This window comes from Streptomyces sp. PA03-1a, assembly GCF_033792805.1.
In the GTDB taxonomy this organism is placed as follows: Bacteria; Actinomycetota; Actinomycetes; order Streptomycetales; family Streptomycetaceae; genus Actinacidiphila.
Window position 1 is genome coordinate 1 of record NZ_JARAVO010000214.1, and the last position, 17,003, is coordinate 17,003.

Consider the following 17,003-nt stretch of genomic DNA (forward strand, 5'->3'; position numbering starts at 1 on the left):
CCCCCACCCCCCCACGGAGTAGAACGTGTCTGCACTCAGCGCCGAGTTGCTGGCCGCGGCGCCGGCGGCGACGGAGCCGATCACCAGCGCGGGCGACACCCAGCTCGCCCTCGCCGCGCTCGCCGGCATCGCGGTGATCGTCCTGCTGATCACCCGCTGGAAGATGCACGCCTTCCTCGCCCTCACCATCGGCACCGGTGTCCTCGGTGCCGTCGCTGGCGCCCCCCTCGCCAAGACCATCACCAGCTTCACCACCGGCCTCGGCACGACCGTCGCCGGCGTGGGCGTCCTCATCGCGCTCGGCGCGATCCTCGGCAAGCTGCTCGCCGACTCCGGCGGCGCCGACCAGATCGTCGACACGATCCTCGCCAGGACCAGCGAACGGCGCCTGCCGTGGGCGATGGCGCTGATCGCCGGCCTGATCGGGCTGCCGCTCTTCTTCGAGGTCGGCATCGTGCTGCTGATCCCGGTCGTGCTGCTGGTGGCCCGGCGCGGCAACCACTCCCTGATCCGGATCGGCGTCCCGGCACTGGCGGGTCTGTCCGTGATGCACGGACTGGTGCCGCCGCACCCCGGCCCGCTCGCCGCGATCGACTCCATCCACGCCGACCTCGGCACCACCCTCGCGCTCGGCGTGCTCGTCGCGCTGCCCACCGTGGCGATAGCCGGCCCGCTCTTCGGGCGGTTCGCCGACCGCTGGGTGAAGGTCACCCCGCCCGAGCACCTCACCCCCACCCGGGCCTCGGACGACCTGGAGAAGCGTCCGGGCTTCACCGCCACCGTGGCCACGATGCTGCTGCCGGTGGTGCTGATGCTCGGCAAGGCGCTGGTGGACGTCCTCGTCGACGACCAGGGCAGCCTGGTCTTCCGGATCTTCGACGTCATCGGCTCGCCGCTGATCGCCCTGCTGTCCGCCGTGGTCCTGGGCATGTTCACCCTGGGCCGGGCGGCCGGCTTCACCAAGGAGCGGATCTCCACGACGGTGGAGAAGTCGCTCGGCCCGATCGCCGGCATCCTGCTGATCGTCGGCGCGGGCGGCGGCTTCAAGCAGACCCTCATCGACGCCGGCATCGGCAACATGATCCTGAACTGGTCGGACGGCTGGAACATCTCGCCGCTGCTGCTGGCCTGGCTGATCGCCGTCCTGATCCGCGTCGCCACCGGCTCCGCCACCGTGGCCACCATCTCCGCCGCGGGTCTGGTCGCGCCGCTGGCCGAGGGCATGACCTCGACGCACGCCGCGCTGCTGGTGCTCGCCGTCGGCGCCGGCTCGCTGTTCTTCTCGCACGTCAACGACGCGGGCTTCTGGCTGGTGAAGGAGTACTTCGGGATGAACGTCCCGCAGACCCTGAAGTCCTGGTCCGCCATGGAGACCGTCATCTCCGTCGTCGGCATCGTATTCGTCCTGCTGCTCTCGCTCGTCTTGTAGGCGACGCCCCCGCGTCGCCGTCCGGACGCCCTTCCCTGATACGTTCCATGCGTCTGACCAGGGAAGGGCGTCAATATGTCACAGCTGCACACCGAGCACCCGTTCACCGTGGAGGTCGCTCCCGGGGTCCAGGCCTACGTCCAGCCGGACGGGGGCTGGTGCCTCAACAACGCGGGCTGGGTGACCGACGGGCACACGACGCTGCTGGTCGACACCGCGGCCACCGAGCGCCGGGCCCTGCTGCTGCGCGAGGCCCTCCTCGCCTCCGGCGCGCCGATGCCCGCGCACGTGGTCAACACCCACCACCACGGTGACCACACCTACGGCAACGCCGTCTTCGCGGAGGGGGCCCGGATCGTCGGGCACTCCGCGTGCGTCACCGAGCAGGTCGCGGCCGGGCACCAGCTCCACGCGATCTGGCCGGACGTGGAGTACGGCGAGGTGCCGGTGCTCCCGGCGACGGTCACCTACGAGGACCGGCTGACCCTCCACGTCGGCGAGGAGGAGGTCCAGCTCCTGCACCCCGGGGTGGCCCACACCCTCGGTGACACGATCGTCTGGCTCCCGGGGCGCAAGGTCGTCTTCACCGGCGACCTGGTCTTCAACGGCGGCGCCCCGTTCGTCCCCATGGGCTCGCTGGAGGGCTCGCTGCGTGCCCTGGAGGTGCTGCGCTCGCTCGACGCCGAGGTCGTCGTGCCGGGGCACGGCGGCATCTGCGACCCCTCGGTCTACGCCACCGTCGAGGGCTACCTGCGCTTCGTGGCCGAACTGGCGGCCGATGGCCACAAGGCGGGACGGACGCCGATGGAGGTCGCGCGGGCGGCCGACCTCGGCGAGTTCGCGACGCTGCGCGAGCCGGAGCGGCTGGTCGCCAACCTGCACCGCGCGTACGCGGAGCTGGACGGCCTGCCGCTCGGCTCGCCGCTGGACCTGATGCCCGTGATCACCGACATGGCCGTGCTGAACGGCGGCCGGATCCCGGAGTGCCTGGCCTGAGGCCCGCCCGGGTCACCAGCGGCGGGCGACCCAGCCGGGCTCGGCCTTGCGCATGGCGGCGGCGTCGTCGCGCTCGTGGAAGGTGCCGTCGTCGTCCAGCCAGCGCCGGTGCAGGGCGTCCAGGGCCGTACGGTCCACTTCCACCCCCAGGCCGGGGGCGTCGGAGACGGGCAGCCGGCCGCCGCGGAACTCGTGGCGGCGGGTGATGACGTCCTCGGTCTGCCAGGGGTAGTGCGAGTCGCAGGCGTGGTGCAGCCCGGGCACGGTGGCGGCGACATGGGTCATGGCGGCCAGGCTGATGCCCAGGTGGGTGTTGGAGTGCATCGACAGGCCGACCCCGAAGGTGCGGCAGATGGTGGCCAGTTCGCGGGTGTTGCGCAGCCCGCCCCAGTAGTGGTGGTCGGAGAGCACGATCTGGACCGCGTCCTTGGCGAAGGCCTCGGCGATCTCGGGGAAGGTCGTCACGCACATGTTGGTGGCGAGCGGCACGTCGGTGCCGGCGGAGACCTCGGCCATCAGGGCGGTGCCCGTGGCCGGGTCCTCCAGGTACTCCAGGACGTCGCCGAGCTCCCGCGCCACGTGCAGCGAGGTCTCCACCGACCAGGCGCCGTTGGGGTCCAGCCGCAGCGGCTGCTCGGGGAACGCCTCCGCCAGGGCCCGTACGGCGGCGATCTCCTCCTCCGGCGCGAACACCCCGCCCTTCAGCTTGAACGAGGTGAAGCCGTGCTCGCGCACCAGCCTGCGGGCCTGAGCCACCACCCCGGCCGGGTCCAGCGCGGCGTCCCAGTCGTCCTTCTCGCCCTGGCCTCCGGGGTGTCCGGCCCAGCGGTAGAAGAGGTAGGCGCTGTAGTCGACGGTGTCGCGGACCTTCCCGCCGAGCAGGGCGTGCACGGGCAGCCCTAGCACCTTGCCGAGGGCGTCCAGGCAGGCCACCTCGAAGGCCGAGACCACCGAGAGCAGCAATTTGTCGGCGGTCTGGACACCGCGCAGTCCGCCCGCGTCCACCGCGTCGGAGATCCCCTCGGGGGGCGCGCACACCAGCGCCGCGAGCGACGGCAGGTTGTTGAGGTCGTCGACGCGGCAGCCCGGCAGGGCATCCGCCAGCTGCCGGGCGGGTTCGAGGTAGCGGGTGTCGCCGTAGGTCTCCCCGACGCCGCTCACGCCGCTCGCGGTGGTCACCTCGACGATCAGGCGTGGGGTGTAGGGCTGGTGCACGCCTTGGGTGTTGAGCAGCGGCGGGTCGGAGATGAGGACGGGGGTGAGACGCACCCCCGTGATCGTCAGGTCCCTGTGCTGTGTCACTGCACGCCACCCCTCGCGTTCATCTCGTTCGCATATGTGAATTCCATACGTCCACCAGAACGCGACCCTAGGCGGCGTCCGGATGCCCGTCAAGAACGCGCAGGTCGGCGGCGCTACGCCGGTCCGCCGGACGGCGCCGGGACCCAGTCCGGCAGCGGCTCCAACGCCGCACGCCAGTCGGGCGGCAGCGAGGCGACACCCGTGCGGGCGGCGATGACCCCGCCGGCGATGGCACAGGTGGTGTCCATGTCGCCGAGCCCGGCGACGGTGTGCCACAGGCCGCCCTCCAGGTCGTCCAGGTGCCGCGCGGCGCACCACACAGCGCGAAGGGGACGGTGTCGGGCGCCGAGACCCCGTAACCGGAGCCCAGGACCTCGGCCGCGTGCCGCACCGAGGTGCCCTCGGGGAAGCGGCCCGCGGTGCGCAGGCCGGAGCGCACGTCGCTGTCGGGGAGCCGGTCGGCCACCGCCGTCAGCAGGTCCTCCGGGGCCGGGCCGCCACGGCTGCGGGCCGCGAGCGCCACGGCGACGGCTCCGGCGGCGGCCTCGGGGTGGTGGTGGGACACGGCCGCCTGCGCGGCGGCGGCGCCGGCGGCACCCTCCAGGTCGGCGGCGAGCCACGCACCCAGCGGGGCGACCCGCATCGCGGCTCCGTTGCCGTACGAGCCCTGCCCGCCGAACTGCCCGCCCACGACGTCCGCCCAGGGCTCCCCGGCGCCGATGCGGCGCAGGACGTCGTGCATGGAGGGTCCGTACTTGCGGTACGGGTCGGCGGCGTACGTCGCGGCGAGACCGGCCGCGAGGGCGTCCTGCCCGACGGTTCCGCCGTGCGCCTCGAGGTGCCCGAACAGCGCCAGGGCCTGGGCGGTGTCGTCGGTCCAGTACCAGGGAACGTCCTCGGGGGTGATCCGCTGCGCGATGCCGCCCTCCCGCTCCTCGCGCGGGAGGAAGAACCAGCGGTCGCCGAAGGCGTCGCCATGGGCCAGTCCGTACAGCGAGTCGAGGGCGGCGGGCGGGATCATGGCGTCAGTCTCGCAGCGCCGGGAACCGCGGGCACCTGGATTTCGCGGCGGACGGGGCGGCGGACTGGACGACATACCGACTGGTCGGCATGATAGCCGGGACAGCTTTGGCAGTGGCGAGGAGCAAGGATGAGCGGGACGGAGAACCCACCGGGACTCGACCTGGAGCGGCTGCGGCGGCACCTCGACGCCGAGCGGCCCGGGCTGGTGGCGGGCGCGCTCGACGGCGAGCTCATCGAGGGCGGCCGGTCGAACCTGACCTACGCGGTGACCGACGGCGTCTCCCGCTGGGTCGTCCGGCGCCCCCCGCTCGGCCACGTCCTGGCGACGGCGCACGACATGACCCGCGAGCACCGGGTCATCAGCGCCCTGCACGACACCCCCGTCCCCGTCCCGGGGGCGGTGCTCCTCTGCGAAAACCCCGAGGTCATCGGCGCGCCCTTCTACGTCATGGACTTCGTCGAGGGCACGCCCTACCGCACCGAGGGACAGCTCGCGGCGCTCGGGCCGGAGCGCACCCGGGACATCGTGCTGCGACTGGTGGACACCCTGGTGGCGCTGCACGCCGTGGACCCGCAAGCGGTGGGACTGGACGACTTCGGCAGGCCCGAGGGCTTCCTGGAGCGGCAGTTGCGCCGCTGGGGCAAGCAGCTCGACGCCTCGCGCAGCCGCGAGCTGGCGGGCATCGACGAACTCGCGGCGCTGCTCGGCACACGCCTGCCCGCCTCCGCGCCGGCGGCGGTCGTGCACGGCGACTACCGGCTCGACAACGTCCTGATCGGCGCCGACGACACCGTCCGGGCCATCCTCGACTGGGAGATGTCCACCCTCGGCGACCCGCTCACCGACCTCGGGCTGCTGCTCATGTACAGCGAGCTGCGCCCCACCCCCGGCACCCCCGTCTCCGTCACCGGTGGCGCGCCCGGCCACCCCTCCCCCGCCGAGCTGGTCGAGCGCTACGCGGCCGGCTCCGGCCGGGACGTGTCCTCGGTCGCCTGGTACACCGCCTTCGCCTACTTCAAGCTTGCGGTGATCCTCGAGGGCATCCACTACCGCTACACCCTCGGCCAGACCCTCGGCGCCGGCTTCGACCGGATCGGCGCCCTGGTCCCGGCCTTCATCGACAACGGCCTGCGGACGCTTCAGGAAGGCTGAGCCATGGATTTCGCGTACGACGCCAGGACCGAGGAACTGCGCGAGCGGCTGCTCGCGTTCATGGACGAGCACGTGTACCCGGCGGAACCGGTCTTCCACCGGCAGCGCGAGGAGGCCGAGGGAGAGGCCGTGTGGTCGGCGCCGCCGGTCGTGGAGGAACTGAAGGCCATGGCGCGCGAGCGCGGGCTGTGGAACCTCTTCCTCCCCGGCGAGCGCGGCGCCGGGCTCACCAACCTCCAGTACGCGCCGCTGGCCGAGATCACCGGCCGCAGCCCGCACCTCGCCCCGCCGGCCCTCAACTGCGCCGCGCCGGACACCGGCAACATGGAGGTGCTGAGCGAGTTCGGCAGCGAGGAGCAGCGCAAGACCTGGCTGGAGCCGCTGCTCGCGGGCGAGATCCGCTCGGCCTTCGCGATGACCGAGCCCGACGTCGCCTCGTCCGACGCGACCAACATCGAGACGCGGATCGAGCGGGTCGGCGACGAGTACGTCATCAACGGCCGCAAGTGGTACATCTCCGGCGCGATGAACCCTCGGTGCCAGATCTTCATCGTCATGGGCAAGACCGACCCGGCCGCGGACCGGCACCGCCAGCAGAGCATGGTCCTGGTGCCGCGCGACACCCCCGGCCTCGAAGTGCGCCGCGGCATGCGGGTGTTCGGCTACGACGACGGCGACCACGGCGGCCATGCGGAGGTCGTCTTCCACGACGTGCGCGTCCCCGCGGAGAACCTGATCGGCGAGGAGGGCGGCGGCTTCGCCATCGCCCAGGCGCGGCTGGGCCCGGGCCGCATCCACCACTGCATGCGGCTGATCGGCATGGCCGAACGGGCGGTGGAGCTGATGTGCCGGCGTGCCACAGGGCGTGTCGCCTTCGGCAGGCCGCTGGCGGCGCAGGGGGTCGTCCAGGAGTGGATCGCCGAGGCCCGGGTGGAGATCGAGCAGCTGCGGCTGCTGGTGCTCAAGACCGCCTGGCTGATGGACACCGTCGGCAACCGGGGCGCCCACACCGAGATCCAGGCCATCAAGATCGCCACCCCGGAGAAGGTCGGGCTGATCCTCGACCGCGCCATCCAGCTGCACGGCGCGGGCGGCGTCAGCCAGGACTTCCCGCTGGCCGAGCTGTACGCGGCGGCCCGCACGCTGCGGCTGGCCGACGGCCCCGACGAGGTCCACAAGCGCTCCCTGGCCCGCCGTGAACTGAAGCGGTACGCCGAGAACGCCTGACGCGGCACGCAGGACGGCGGCTCCACCGGGCTCCTGCCCCCGGGGGAGCCGCCCCCGCGCGGTGCGGATTCCGCGCAACCGGTGTCACGGCCGCCGCCGAACGCGCGGGCGGCACGCCCCCGGGGCCGATCCTCCACCTCGGTCCGTCCGCGCGCCGGCCCGCGTCGTGTGACGTCCGAACCCCTGGGCGCACCGCTCGGCGACCGCTTCGGCGAGCGGGGGCACGGCTGCCGCGACGGCACCCGGCCACGGCGCTCCGGCTCCGCGCTGCGCGATCAGCCGGGCAGGACCACCACGCGGCCGGTCGTCGTGCCGTCGGCGACCCGCTGGACGGCGTCCGCGGCACCCTCCAGGGCGACGCGCTCGCTGACGAGGGGCTTGATCGCGCCCTCGGCGGCGAGACGGGTGAGCTCGTCGTGGCAGCCGCGCACGGCGGCGGGGTCGTGGGCGTTGTACAGGCCCCAGTGCAGGCCGACGATGGAGTAGTTCTTGACCAGCGCGTGGTTGAGGCCGGGGCTGGGGATCGTGCCACTGGTGAAGCCCACGACCAGGATGCGGCCCTCGAAGGCGATGCACTTGGTGGACCGGGTGTAGGCCTCGCCGCCCACCGGGTCGTACACGACGTCGGCGCCGCGTCCGCCGGTGGCCTCCTTGACGACGGCCACGAAGTCCTCGCAGGTCCGGTCCACGACGACGTCGGCGCCCAGTTCGCGGGCGGCCTTGGCCTTCTCGGGCCCGCCGACCACGCCGATCACCGTGGCGCCCGCCGCCTTGCCGAGCTGGACGGCGGCGCTGCCGACACCGCCCGCCGCTGCGTGCACGAGCAGGATCTCGCCGGCCCGGAGCCCCGCCCGCCGGTGCAGCCCGAACCAGCCGGTCTGGTAACCGATGTGGAGGGCGGCGGCCTCGGCGTCGTCCAGCGCGGGGGGCGCGGGCAGCACGCTCGCGGCGGGGACGACGGCGAGTTCGGCGAAGGCACCGCCGGGCAGCGCCGCCGGGGCGATGACCCGGTCGCCGGCGACGTGCCCGGTGACCCCCTCGCCGGTCGCGACGACCTCACCGCAGAACTCGACGCCCGGGGTGAACGGCAGCGGCGGCCGCACCTGGTAGTGCCCGCGGCAGAGCAGCGCGTCGGGGAAGTTGACGTTGGCCGCGCGGACCTTCAGGAGCAGTTCACCGGGGCCCGGCTGCGGGTCGGGGACCTCGTCCAGGCGCATCGCCGCGCGCGGCTCCCCGTTCTCGTGCACTCGCCATGCCTTCATGCGGTCTGCTCCCGGTTCGGTTCAGGGCTGCCGCACGGAGTGCAGCAGCATGTCTGCGAAGTCGGCGGCGACCTGGTCGGCGGAGAGCGGCCCGTCCTCCCGGTACCAGGTGCCGAGGTGGTGCACGGCGCCGAAGAAGAAGTCGACGACGAGATCCGGCCGGACCTCCTGCCGGAACACGCCCTCGCGCTGCCCCTCCTCGACCAGTGCGCGGAACTTCTCGTGGTAGCGGCGGCGGTCGGCCCGCACCGCCTTCTGCTTCTCCGGGCTGAGCTGGTGCATCGACCGGAAGAAGATCTTGGTGTCGTCGAGGTTGCCGATGCTGGTGACGACGACGTCGGCGGCGGCCTCGACCAGGCGTTCCGCCACCGGAGCCGTCTCCTTGCCGGCGATCGCCTCCAGGCGCTGCATCTGCAGCCGCAGCACGCGCCCGTAGATCTCGTGCAGGAGGTCGTCCTTGCTGCCGAAGTAGTGGTAGAGCGCGCCCTTGGTGACGCCGGCCGCCTCGACGATCTCCTGCACCGACGTCCGGTCGTATCCGCGCTCGGCGAAGAGGCGGGTGGCCTCGGCGAGCAGCCGCTGGGGTACCGCGGTCGTGGTCGCCTTGGGTGGGGTGGTGCTCCGTGCCATGGCCTGCCCTCTCTCCGTACCGGTGCGCCCGGACAGCATACCGACCGGTATGTGACTCAATCCCGCCGTGCGCGCAGCTCCCTGCGGAGGATCTTGCCGCTCGACGTCTTGGGCAGCTCGGGCAGGACCTCGATCTCGCGGGGGTACTTGTACGCCGCGAGGTGCTCCCTGCAGTACCCGATCAGCTCGGCCGGGTCCGCCGCGGCCCCCGGCCGGAGGCTGACGAAGGCCTTCACCGACTCGCCCCGGTAGGCGTCGGGGACCCCGACCACGGCCGCCTCGCGCACGGCGGGGTGCGTGTACAGGACGTCCTCGACCTCGCGCGGCCACACCTTGAAGCCGGACGCGTTGATCATGTCCTTCTTGCGGTCGACGACGTAGAGCCAGCCCTCCTCGTCCATGAAGCCGATGTCGCCGGTGCGCAGCTCGCCGCCGGGCAGGGCCTCCTGCGAGGCCTCGGGCCGGTTCCAGTAGCCCGGTACGACCATGGGCCCGCGGACGGCGATCTCCCCGTGCTCGCCGAAGGGCACGTCGGCGCCCTTGTCGTCGACGATGCGCACCAGCGTGCCGGGGCCGGGGACGCCGGCCGAGAGCGTCCCGGAGACCGGGTCGACCGGGGCCTCCAGACCGGCCGGGACGCTGGCGCAGGGCGCGGTGCACTCGGTGAGGCCGTATCCGTTGCGCAGGTAGTGGCCGAAGCGGTCGCGGAAGGCGGCGACCAGCGCGGGCGGCACAGGGGCGCCGCCGGAGTAGAGCAGGTGGAAGGAGGAGAAGTCCTCGGCGGTGGCGTCGGGCCGGGCCATGAGCGCCATGTAGGCGGTGGAGGGGCCGACCATGTACGCCGGACGGTGCTCGCGCAGCGCGTCGAGGACGACGCCCGGCTCGAAGCGGTGGGCCAGTGCCACGGTGGAGCCCGCGGCGAGGCCGGCGGCCAGCTGGCAGACCATGCCGGTGATGTGGAACAGCGGGGCGAGCGCGAAGAGCGTGGCGCCGTCGGGCAGGACGCTGTGCGCGCGCTGCCGGTCGGCGTTGTAGCTGATGTTGCCGTGGGTGTTCATCGCGCCCTTGGGGACGCCGCTGGTGCCCGAGGTGTAACTGATCAGCGCGATGTCGCCGGCGGTCAGGCCGGGGTCGGGCAGCGCCGGTCCTGCGGTGCCCGCGCGGGCGGCGGCGAGTAGGTCCTCCGCGTCGTCCGCCGGTGTGCGCCGCTCCGGCAGGACGCGCGCGTCGTTCCGGGTCTGCAGGTCGAGTTCACTGGTCGTCAGCGGGATCCGCACCGGTGAACCGGCCGCGGTCCGGCGGACGTGCGTGTCCCAGGCGCGGTCGGAGCAGACCAGGGCGGTCACCCCGGCGTCCTCCAGTACGTGGGCGAGTTCACGCTCCTTGTACATGGGGTTGACGGGCACGACCGTACCGCCGGCCTTCCAGGCGCCGAGCAGGGCGACGGCGAACTGCGGCACGTTCTGCAGGACGATCGCCAGCCGGTCGCCGCGCGCGAAGCCGCGGGCGGCCAGGCGCCGGGCGAGCCCATCGGACAGTTCGTCGAGCGCGCGGTAGGTCAGCCGGCCGTCGAAGTACGCGAGCGCGGTGCGGCCGGGGACGCGGGCGACGACCTCGCGGAACGCGTGCAGCAGGGTGACCGGCGGGTCGGGGAGGGTGTGCAGCTCCTCGGCGAAGTGCCGCAGCCAGGGCTTGCCGTCGTACGGGCTCACGCGTCGCGGCCCTCCTCCAGCTTCCGCTGCACCCGGTTCATGCCGTCGATCCAGCGGTCGGTGTCCCCGGCGCGGGCGGTGTAGTAGGCGCCCGCCTCGGGGTGCGGCAGGATCAGGAAGCGCTCGTCGGCGATGCCCTGGAACACGGCCTCGGCGACGTCCTCCGGCTCGATGGCGGTGGGGGCGAGCACGAGGTCGCCGGCGTGCCCTGCCGCGCGCAGCATGTCGGTGCGCACCCCCTGCGGGCAGACGGCGTGGACGCGCACGCCCCGGTGGCGGTAGGTGACGGCGAGCCACTCGGCGAAGGCGAGCGCGCCGTGCTTGGTGACCGAGTAGGGGGCGTCGCCGACCATCGTCAGCAGCCCGGCGGCGGAGACGGTGGCGATGAAGCGGCCCTCGCCGCGCTCCAGCCACTCCGGGAGCAGCGCGCGGGCGGCGCGCACGTGCGCCATGACGTTGACGTCCCAGACCCGTTCCCAGACGGCGTCGTCGGCCTCGGCCCCGGCCATGGCGCCGATGCCGGCGTTGGCGCAGAACACGTCGATGCCCCCGCCGAGCGCCGCGCGGGCCGGCTCGACGACCGCCGAGGCGTCGCCGGGGACGCAGATGCCGCCGATCTCGTCCGCGACGGTCTTGGCGGCGTCCTCGTCCAGGTCGTTGACGACGACGCGCGCGCCGTGCGCCGCGAATCTCCGGGCCAGCGCCGCCCCGATCCCGCCTCCGGCACCGGTGACCACCACCCGGGCATCGCGCAGCGCTTCCATCGCGTCTCCTTCGGCTCGGAACGGCTCCCGTCGGCATACTAAGCGGTCGGTCAGACCTTGGGAAGGGCGCGCCGCGCGGGTGCCGGAATTCCCCTCGCGCGGTGTATGGCCGCATCCCCGCCGGATTGGGATGATGCGACCGCATCGGTCCGGGCGAGCCAGGGGGACGGTCATGCCGGAAATGAGTGTCGAGCCGTACTGGGAGCTGACCTTCGACGCGGACGGCGATCCCGACCGGGCACAGCGCGACCGGCTCACCGCGGGCGTCGGCGCGAAGGGCCTCACCGACCTGCTGGTCTTCTCGCACGGCTGGAACAGCGACCGCTCCGGCGCGACCAGCCTCTACGACCGTTTCCTCGCCCCCGTCCCCGGACTGCTCGCCGGCCGCGCCCGGCCCGGCACGGTCATCGGCTACGCGGGCGTGCTGTGGCCCTCCATGCGCTTCTCCGACGAGCCGATCCCCGACTTCGACGCCCTCCTGCCCGGCCCGGAACCGCGGCGGCCCGAGCCGGCGCTCGACGCGGCCACCCGTGACGCGCTCGTGGCGGTCTTCCCCGGCCACGAGGACGAGATCCGCCGGATCGCCGAACTGCTGGAGGAACGCCCCGACGGCGAGGAGCCGTTCGCGGAGTTCGCCGCCCTGGTGCGGCAGCTGACCGGGGTGCCGCCGCAGGCCGTGGCGGGGCTGTGCGCGGACGACACCTCCGACGCGGCGCCGGGGGCCGAACCGGCCGTCCTGTGCGGCGACCCCGTGGCCGCCTGCGAGGAGTACGCGGCGGCCCTGGAGGGCGGCACCGGGCTGCCGCTGGCGGGCGGCGGCTGGACCCGGCTGTGGAACGGCGCCAAGGAGATGCTGCGCCAGGCGACGTACTACGCGATGAAGCGGCGGGCCGGGACGGTGGGCGAGCGCGGACTGGGCCCCCTCCTGGGCCGGCTCGCGCGGGCCCACCCCTCGCTCTCCGTCCACCTGGTCGGCCACAGCTTCGGCGGCCGGCTGGTCTCCTACGCGCTGCGCGGACTGCCCGACGGGGTACGCGCCGTGAAGTCGGTGACCCTGCTCCAGGGCGCCTTCTCGCACTACGCGTTCGCGTCACGGCTCCCCCACGACGGGGCCCACGGCGGCGCGTTGAGCGCCGCCCGGCTCAAGGTGGCAGGTCCGGTGGTGTCCTGCTACTCCCGCCACGACACGGCGCTCGGCACGATGTACCCGATCGCCTCCCGGCTGGCGGGTGACGACCAGGGGTTCGGGCCCGACCTCGGCGACCGCTGGGGCGCGACGGGCCACGACGGCATCAAGGCGGTCGACGACACCATGGACGTGCCGCTGGCCGAGGCGCTGCGGGGGGCGTTCCCCCGGGCCGGGTGCGTGAGCGTGGACGCCTCGGCCGTGGTGCGCCGAGGGGGGCCGCCCTCCGGGGCGCACAGCGACATCTGCCACCCCGAGCTGGTGCGGATCGTGTTGCGCGCGGGCCGGCTCCTGGCCTGAGGCCGTGGGCCGGGCGCCGGCCCGCGCGGGCCGTGCGGGCCGTGCACGACGGGTCAGCGGTGGGCGGGGAACTCCACGACCTGCTGGTAGGTCGGGCGGTTCTGCCAGCTGATCTTGCCGTGCTTGATGCCGCCGAGGGTGCGGTGGATGACCGTGTCGGCGCACCACTGGTCGCCGGCCGAGCAGTTCTCGTCACCCGGGTACACCTGGGCAGCGGTCCTGGCGGCGGCCTGCTTGAGGGTGCCGCTCAGCACGTCCCGGCAGGCCGCGAGGTCGCCGCCGCCGCAGTACGGGCGCGCCAGGCCGCCCTGCACGGGTTCGCCGAGCACCGTCCGTATGTCCTTGTCGACATAGGACCACCAGCCGTACTGGAAGGAGCTGCCGGCGTGCGACCCGGTCGGGCCGTGCCCGGCCGAGGGCGCCTCGTCGACGGTGAGGTTGGCGGTCAGCGCCGCGTACAGCTCGCTCCCCAGGCCCGGTTCGAACTCGGCCTGGACCAGCAGCGGCCACCACGCGTCCATGATCCGCACCGCGTCGGCGTTGGCGTAGGCGTGCGAACCCGGCGAGGTCTCCCGGCGCTTGGCGCCGGCGGTCGCCCAGTCGGAGAGCTTGGTGACGGCCGCGGACACCGCGGGGTCGGAGACCGTGCCGCTGCGCAGCACCTTGAGCAGGTCGGGCAGCACGTCCTCGCCGCGCAGGTCGGTCAGGGCCGCGTCGGCCATCGCCCTGGTCAGCTGGGCCCGCGTGACCCCGCCTGCCGCGACCAGCTTCTTCACCCGGTCGTCCAGGAGGTTGCCGCGGTGCACCGAGCCGTTGCCGAACCCGGCCGCGTCGTAGTCCTTGGCCTGCCGGTTGTTCCAGGAGACGTAGTAGTCCTGGCCGACGGACTGCGGGTGCTCCGAGGCGGGCGTGTAGTCGGCGGTGTTGTGGGCGGGGTCGAAACCGCGCCACTCGTAGGCGGGCTCGGCCAGGACCGGGAAGGTCGGGTCGACGTCCGCGGCCCGCACCGGATTGGCGCCGCTGTTGAAGTAGGCCGCCTGCCGGGAGTCGGCGTAGAACCAGTTGAAGGTGTAGTTGATGTGCTGGACGGCCTGCTGGAAGGAGGCCGCGTCGGTGACGGCGGCCGGGTCGTTGAGCATCTGGAAGCCGACGACCGAGTCGGCCTCGTGCATGTAGGAGCTGCGCAGCGACACGTAGGCGACCTTCTTGCCGCCGATCGTGGCACGGTGCGTCACCGGGCCGTACTCGGTGCGGTAGATCTGCATCCGGTAGGAACCGGCCGCGGTGCCGTCGGCGGTCGTCGGCTTCCAGGAGTTGCTGCGCTCCAGCTTCTCCATGGCCGTGCAGGTGCCGCGGTGGAGGTAGTGGACGTCGTCCTGGCAGAGCTCCACCGTGTAGGTGTCGGTGATGTCCTGGGCCGAGGTGGTCGCGCTCCACGCGTAGTCCTGGCCACGGCCCAGCTCCACGTACATGCTCAGCCCCGCGAAGGAGGCGCCGCGGGCGCTGATGCCGGGGCCCTGGATCTCCTGGAGCATCAGCAGCTGTGGCGCGAAGTAGCCGGTCTGCGGGCCGAAGACGGCGATCGGGTGGCCGCTCGCGGTGTGCGCGCCGCTGACCAGCAGCGCGTTGGACATGCCTCGGGTGCTGGCGGACAGGGCCGTGGTGGTGGCGCTCTTCGAGGCCGCGGACGCCTTCGCGGTGCCCGCGCTGCCGGTGCGGTCGTAGACCAGCGGCTCGACCGTCACGCTCCCGGCGTCGGGCAGCGCCCTCCCCTGCGGGTTCTCCGGCCGGACGGCGTACGGGAAGCTCCGGCCGTCGTGCACGGTCAGGGCCGCCTCGGGGTCGTTGCGCTCGCGGAAGGACTCCCAGACCCTGGTGCCCTCGGTGACCCCGTACTTCTGCTGGGCGGCCAGCAGGGACAGGGCGTTGGTCACCTCGCCACCGCCTCCGGTGCCGAACAGCGCACCGATCACGGACGCCAGGGCGATCAGGTCGGTGGACTTGAACCTCTCGATGGTGCCGGCGTTGGTGATGGCGTCCTTGTGGCCGGTCAGCACGTACTCACCGGGGAAGTAGCGGCCGCTGTCGGAGGCCGCGATGTAGGCGTTGATCCCGTCGACGTAGGCGTTGACGTCGGCCAGCGCCTGCCGGCCGCGCTCCCCGTTCTGCGTGGCGATCCAGTCGACCTGGGCCTGCAGGTCCTCCTCGGTGTACGGCGCGGCGCGCCAGAACTCCTGCTCCAGCCCCTGGTTCGCGGGGGCGCCGCCGGCGAAGGAGGTCAGCTGGCCGCGTCCCACGTGCCGGAACAGGTCCATCAGCCAGAGCCGGTCCTGCGCCGCGGCGTACCCGGCCCCGAACTCCGTCCCGTACCGGGTCGTGCCGGAGATGTGCGGCACCCCGGTCTTCTTGTCCCGGGTGATCGTCACGTCGCTGCGGGGCGAGGTCGTCGAGGCGACCTGCTCGGACGGGACGCCGAAGGAGGCGTCGTTGAAGAAGTTGTTGATCGTGGCGTCGGTGAGGTTCTGGTACCCGCCGGCCAGGTTCGCGTACGGCCCGAGCTGGTCCTCCGCGTGCTCCGGCTGGGTGCCGAAGATCTGGTTGAGCAGGATCTGGGCGAGGGTGGCGTTGCCGTTCTCACCCGGCGGCAGGATGTCCGAGCACCGCCCCTGGCAGTAGTCGGTGACGGGGGCGGCGTGCGCCGCCATGGGCAACGGGGCGACGAGGCTCGCACCCAGGGCGAGGACCGCCGCTGCGGCGGTCGTTCTGATTTTTGTCCTGAACCTGCCAAATCTGGCTCGCATGACCACTCCTCACGAAGCGCGGTGTGACGCAGGTTACTTCGAAATATGACCCCCCGGTAAGATGAACATGCGTCACGTTTGAGCTACGCCATCCCGGCTGGAACTCGCCGCCCCGGGGATGGATCCGGAACGCCGTCCGTTACGTCCATTCGACAGCGATGCGACACCGACGACGGAGGTGGCACACACCATGGCCGGATTCCGGAGCCTCGCCAGACAGGTGCGCGATCCCCGGCGCTCCCCCACCCAGCGCCGCACCTACCTGCGCAGGTGCCTCGAGCGCTTCGCGCCGTACGGGCACCGCGCGACCTGGGACCACCTGTGCGCCGGCGCGGGGATCGCGCCCGACGACCGCGAGCCGGACCCGGTCCGGCTCGTCACGGCCCTCGCGGAACTGGAGGAGGCGCGAGCGGTCTGGCTCACCTACGAGGGGGAGTTCGCGGCCCGCCGCAAGGAGGAGAAGTTCTACGGCATCCGGCAGCCTGGCGCGCTCGACGACTGGCACCGGCGCACCTGGGGCGGCAACGGGGTCGCCTGGTGCGAGGACCCCCGCGTCCACCCCGACGACCGGCTGGCCGACGTACTGCGGCGCATCATCGCGGCGATCGACGCGGGGCCCGGTACGGGGTGCCCGGTCTGCGGCGAGTCGCACCTGCGGTGGCGGAACGGGCTCAACCACTACCCAGGGGCGGGGCCCGTGTGCGGGCGATGCGGGATCGTGGTCCCGCTCCCGGTCCTCTGCGAGGCCGCGCTCGCGGAGGCGCGCGGTGCGCTCGCCCCCACGGGGTGAGCCTGCGCGCGGTGCCCGGCTTGCGACCCGAGGTGCGTTCTGTGGGGCCTGGTTGTCGTGTGCGGCGCCGTTGTGGTTGCGGGCGGCTGCGCACTGCGGCGGGCATCCACCCGCCCGCCCTCCCGATTGCCCTGCGCGGTCAGTGCGGGCCTGCCCACCGTGTGCCTGGGTCGGGGCCGCGCCGGCGCACGTCCTCAGCGCTCGCGGTTTACCCCTGCAGTATTCGGCACCGGGTCCGCCGCTCGTCTCCCCCAGCCTTCGGCCGGGGGAACCCCCATGGGCGCACCCCGCCACACCCCCTCATGCCGGTTGGGGCGCATGACGGCCGGTGGGGGTTCAGAAGGCACTTGCGGCAACCCCGGACCGCTCTCTGACCCCCCACCGGCCGTTGGTCGCCCGGCGATACGGAGGGGGCGGGGGAGTTGGGG

The 17,003-nt window shown here is 73.1% G+C and carries 12 protein-coding genes and 1 pseudogene; 6 read left to right on the forward strand and 7 right to left on the reverse strand.

The window, feature by feature from the left end; all coding sequences use genetic code 11:
• The first annotated feature begins 25 nt into the window (after positions 1–25).
• Together PV341_RS35030 and PV341_RS35035 are read left to right on the forward strand one after the other, a co-directional pair.
• Entirely contained in the window at positions 26–1,429 is a 1,404-nt protein-coding gene (locus PV341_RS35030; RefSeq protein ID WP_500328423.1) for a GntP family permease, read from the forward strand.
• Between the two features lie 75 nt (positions 1,430–1,504).
• Positions 1,505–2,425, forward strand: coding sequence for an MBL fold metallo-hydrolase (locus PV341_RS35035; protein WP_500328425.1), 921 nt, complete (start codon positions 1,505–1,507; stop codon positions 2,423–2,425).
• Positions 2,426–2,437: 12 nt separating this feature from the next.
• Here the strand turns inward: PV341_RS35035 and PV341_RS35040 are convergent, their stop codons facing one another.
• The gene (locus PV341_RS35040) at positions 2,438–3,727 is read right to left on the reverse strand and encodes a glucarate dehydratase family protein (protein WP_500328427.1); all 1,290 of its coding nucleotides are present in this window, start codon (positions 3,725–3,727) and stop codon (positions 2,438–2,440) included.
• A gap of 113 nt (positions 3,728–3,840) precedes the next feature.
• Positions 3,841–4,748 (reverse strand): annotated as a pseudogene (locus PV341_RS35045) (ADP-ribosylglycohydrolase family protein).
• A gap of 129 nt (positions 4,749–4,877) precedes the next feature.
• On the opposite strand from PV341_RS35045, the gene PV341_RS35050 reads away from it, so the two are divergent.
• Positions 4,878–5,903, forward strand: coding sequence for a phosphotransferase family protein (locus tag PV341_RS35050; protein WP_500328429.1), 1,026 nt, complete (start codon positions 4,878–4,880; stop codon positions 5,901–5,903).
• 3 nt (positions 5,904–5,906) lie between these two features.
• Positions 5,907–7,130, forward strand: a complete 1,224-nt coding sequence (locus PV341_RS35055) for an acyl-CoA dehydrogenase family protein (protein WP_500328430.1) — start codon at positions 5,907–5,909, stop codon at positions 7,128–7,130.
• 275 nt (positions 7,131–7,405) lie between these two features.
• Here the strand turns inward: PV341_RS35055 and PV341_RS35060 are convergent, their stop codons facing one another.
• The 4 genes from PV341_RS35060 to PV341_RS35075 are packed head-to-tail and all read right to left on the reverse strand — an operon-like array spanning position 7,406 to position 11,498.
• Entirely contained in the window at positions 7,406–8,392 is a 987-nt protein-coding gene (locus PV341_RS35060) for an NADPH:quinone oxidoreductase family protein (protein WP_500328432.1), read from the reverse strand.
• 21 nt (positions 8,393–8,413) lie between these two features.
• Positions 8,414–9,022 carry a TetR/AcrR family transcriptional regulator gene (locus PV341_RS35065; RefSeq protein WP_499511005.1) on the reverse strand — a complete coding sequence of 203 codons (609 nt, stop codon included), beginning with the start codon at positions 9,020–9,022 and terminating at the stop codon, positions 8,414–8,416.
• A 56-nt stretch (positions 9,023–9,078) separates the two neighbouring features.
• Positions 9,079–10,734, reverse strand: a complete 1,656-nt coding sequence (locus PV341_RS35070; protein WP_500359940.1) for a long-chain-fatty-acid--CoA ligase — start codon at positions 10,732–10,734, stop codon at positions 9,079–9,081.
• Positions 10,731–11,498 carry an SDR family oxidoreductase gene (locus PV341_RS35075; RefSeq protein ID WP_500328436.1) on the reverse strand — a complete coding sequence of 256 codons (768 nt, stop codon included), beginning with the start codon at positions 11,496–11,498 and terminating at the stop codon, positions 10,731–10,733. Before PV341_RS35075 ends, PV341_RS35070 begins: the two co-directional genes overlap by 4 nt.
• 181 nt (positions 11,499–11,679) lie before the next feature.
• On the opposite strand from PV341_RS35075, the gene PV341_RS35080 reads away from it, so the two are divergent.
• Entirely contained in the window at positions 11,680–12,984 is a 1,305-nt protein-coding gene (locus tag PV341_RS35080; protein WP_500359942.1) for a lipase family protein, read from the forward strand.
• Between the two features lie 53 nt (positions 12,985–13,037).
• Here PV341_RS35080 and PV341_RS35085 read toward each other — a convergent pair whose 3' ends face one another.
• A complete protein-coding gene (locus tag PV341_RS35085; RefSeq protein ID WP_500359941.1) occupies positions 13,038–15,785 on the reverse strand; it encodes a penicillin acylase family protein in 2,748 nt (915 codons plus the stop codon).
• A 190-nt stretch (positions 15,786–15,975) separates the two neighbouring features.
• Between PV341_RS35085 and PV341_RS35090 the strand changes: the two genes are divergently transcribed.
• On the forward strand, positions 15,976–16,575 hold the full coding sequence (locus PV341_RS35090) for a hypothetical protein (protein WP_499511009.1): 600 nt from the start codon (positions 15,976–15,978) through the stop codon (positions 16,573–16,575).
• The last annotated feature ends 428 nt before the right edge of the window (positions 16,576–17,003 follow it).